Origin of the sequence: Klebsiella sp. MS 92-3 (assembly GCF_000195655.1) — a bacterium.
Classification (GTDB): domain Bacteria; phylum Pseudomonadota; class Gammaproteobacteria; order Enterobacterales; family Enterobacteriaceae; genus Klebsiella; species Klebsiella pneumoniae.
In genome coordinates this window covers 18,937-22,371 of record NZ_GL882756.1, presented here as the reverse complement: position 1 = coordinate 22,371, position 3,435 = coordinate 18,937, and the positions used below count along the sequence as shown (strand labels likewise).

Genomic DNA, 3,435 nt, shown 5'->3' with positions numbered 1-3,435 from the left:
GCCCGGCGCAGCCTGCGCCACCCTGGTGGCGGAGATGGCCGAACGCCACAGCGGCCCGGTGGTGCTGGTGGCGCCTGACATGCAAAACGCGCTGCGTCTGAACGACGAGATCAGGCAGTTCACCGACAGCATGGTGATGGGGCTGGCGGACTGGGAAACGCTCCCTTACGACAGCTTCTCGCCGCATCAGGACATCATCTCCTCCCGTCTTGCCACCCTTTACCAGTTACCCACCATGCAGCGCGGCGTACTGATCGTCCCGGTCAGCACCCTGATGCAGCGCGTCTGTCCGCACAGCTTCCTTCACGGCCACGCGCTGGTGATGAAAAAGGGCCAGCGCCTGTCGCGCGATGCGCTGCGCGATCAGCTGGAGGGCGCCGGCTACCGCCATGTCGATCAGGTGATGGAGCACGGCGAATATGCTACCCGCGGCGCGCTGCTCGACCTGTTCCCGATGGGTAGCGATCAGCCCTACCGCCTTGATTTCTTTGACGATGAAATCGACAGCCTGCGCCTGTTCGACGTTGACAGCCAGCGCACGCTGGAGGAAGTGGCGGCCATTAACCTGCTGCCGGCGCACGAGTTCCCCACCGACCAGACCGCTATTGAGCTGTTCCGCAGCCAGTGGCGCGACCGCTTTGAGGTGAAGCGCGATGCCGAGCACATCTATCAGCAGGTCAGTAAAGGGACGCTACCTGCCGGTATCGAATACTGGCAACCGCTGTTCTTCAGCGAGCCGCTGCCGCCGTTATTCAGCTATTTCCCGGCCAGCACGCTGATCGTCAACACCGGCGATCTCGAGGCCAGCGCGGAACGATTCCAGAATGAAGCCCGCGCCCGCTTTGAAAACCGCGGCGTCGACCCGATGCGCCCGCTCCTGCCGCCTGAGCTGCTGTGGCTGCGCAGCGATGAGCTATTCAGCGAACTGAAAAAATGGCCGCGCGTGCAGCTGAAAACCGAACGTCTGGCGGACAAAGCGGCAAATACTAATCTGGGCTACCAGACGCTGCCGGACCTCGCCGTCCAGGCGCAGAACAAAGCGCCGCTGGATAATCTGCGCCGCTTCCTCGAGTCCTTTACCGGTCCGGTGATCTTCTCGGTGGAAAGCGAAGGCCGCCGTGAAGCGCTGAGCGAAATGCTGGCGCGGATTAAAGTTGCGCCAAAACACGTGCTGCGTCTCGAGGAAGCCACCGGCAACGGCCGCTATCTGATGATTGGCGCCGCCGAGCACGGGTTTATCGACAGCCAGCGCGGCCTGGCGCTGATTTGCGAGAGCGACCTGCTCGGCGAGCGGGTGGCGCGCCGTCGTCAGGATTCGCGACGCACCATTAACCCTGACACTCTGATTCGCAACCTCGCCGAACTGCATATCGGCCAGCCGGTCGTTCACCTGGAACACGGCGTAGGCCGCTACGCGGGCATGACTACCCTGGAAGCCGGCGGCATCACCGGCGAATATCTGATGCTGACCTACGCCAACGATGCCAAGCTATACGTTCCGGTATCGTCCCTGCATCTTATCAGCCGCTACGCCGGCGGGGCGGAAGAAAACGCCCCCCTGCACAAGCTGGGCGGCGATGCCTGGACCCGGGCGCGACAAAAAGCGGCTGAGAAAGTACGCGACGTGGCGGCCGAGCTGCTGGATATCTATGCCCAGCGCGCGGCGAAGGCGGGTTTTGCCTTTAAACACGACCGCGAACAGTATCAGCTATTCTGCGACGGCTTCCCATTTGAAACCACGCCGGATCAGGCGCAGGCGATCAACGCCGTCCTCAGCGATATGTGCCAGCCGCTGGCCATGGACCGCCTGGTATGCGGCGATGTGGGCTTCGGCAAGACCGAAGTGGCCATGCGCGCCGCCTTCCTCGCCGTGGAGAACCACAAGCAGGTGGCGGTGCTGGTGCCGACCACCCTGCTGGCTCAGCAGCACTATGACAATTTCCGCGATCGTTTCGCCAACTGGCCGGTACGCATCGAAATGCTCTCCCGCTTCCGCAGCGCTAAAGAGCAGGCGCAGATCCTCGAGCAGGCCGCGGAAGGCAAAATCGATATCTTGATCGGCACCCACAAGCTGCTGCAGAGCGAGGTGAAGCTGCGCGATCTCGGGCTGCTGATCGTCGACGAAGAGCACCGGTTTGGCGTGCGGCATAAAGAGCGCATCAAAGCGATGCGCGCCGATGTCGATATTCTGACCCTCACCGCCACGCCGATCCCGCGGACGCTGAACATGGCGATGAGCGGGATGCGCGATCTGTCGATCATCGCCACGCCGCCGGCGCGCCGCCTGGCGGTGAAGACCTTCGTTCGCGAATATGACGCCCTGGTGGTGCGCGAGGCGATCCTGCGCGAAACGCTGCGCGGCGGCCAGGTCTACTATCTGTTTAATGACGTTGAGAACATCCAGAAAGCCGCCGACAAGCTGGCGGAGCTGGTGCCGGAGGCGCGGATCGCCATCGGTCACGGTCAGATGAGGGAGCGCGAACTGGAGCGGGTGATGAATGACTTCCATCATCAACGCTTCAATGTGCTGGTGTGCACCACCATCATCGAAACCGGGATCGACATTCCCACCGCCAACACCATCATCATCGAACGCGCCGACCATTTTGGCCTCGCCCAGCTGCACCAACTGCGCGGCCGCGTTGGCCGTTCGCATCACCAGGCCTATGCCTGGCTGCTGACGCCGCATCCGAAAGCGATGACCACCGATGCGCAAAAGCGCCTCGAGGCCATTGCGTCGCTGGAAGATCTCGGCGCCGGCTTTGCGCTGGCAACCCACGATCTGGAGATTCGCGGGGCCGGGGAACTGCTTGGGGAAGATCAGAGCGGTCAGATGGAAACCATCGGTTTCTCCCTGTATATGGAGCTGCTGGAGAACGCAGTCGATGCGCTGAAAGCCGGGCGTGAACCCTCGCTGGAAGATCTCACCAGTCAGCAGACGGAGGTTGAACTGCGCATGCCTTCCCTGCTGCCTGATGATTTCATCCCTGACGTTAATACGCGCCTGTCATTCTATAAGCGCATTGCCAGCGCCAAAAACGAACAGGATCTGGAGGAGATCAAAGTCGAGCTGATCGATCGTTTTGGCCGCCTGCCCGATGCCGCCCGCAACCTGCTGGATATCGCCCGTCTGCGTCAGCAGGCGCAAAAACTGGGGATCCGCAAACTGGAAAGCAACGAAAAAGGCGGCGTGATTGAATTTAACGAGAAAAACAACGTCAATCCGGTGTGGCTGATCGGCCTGCTGCAGAAGCAGCCCCAGCACTTCCGCCTGGACGGGCCGACGCGCCTGAAATTCATGCAGGACCTGGAAGAGCGTAAAACACGGATGGACTGGGTTCGCCAGTTTATGCGTCAGCTGGAAGAGAACGCCGTCGCCTGACTGGCAGGGGGGGGAGGGCCCCGCCCGCCCCGCCCCCCCCCCCCCCCCCCCCC

The 3,435-nt window shown here is 62.2% G+C and carries 1 protein-coding gene; it reads left to right on the top strand.

Features of this window, described 5'->3' with window-relative positions:
- On the top strand, positions 1 to 3,382 hold a 3,382-nt coding region (gene mfd, locus HMPREF9538_RS21785), incomplete at its 5' end, for a transcription-repair coupling factor (RefSeq protein WP_009484245.1).
- Positions 3,383 to 3,435: the final 53 nt, after the last annotated feature.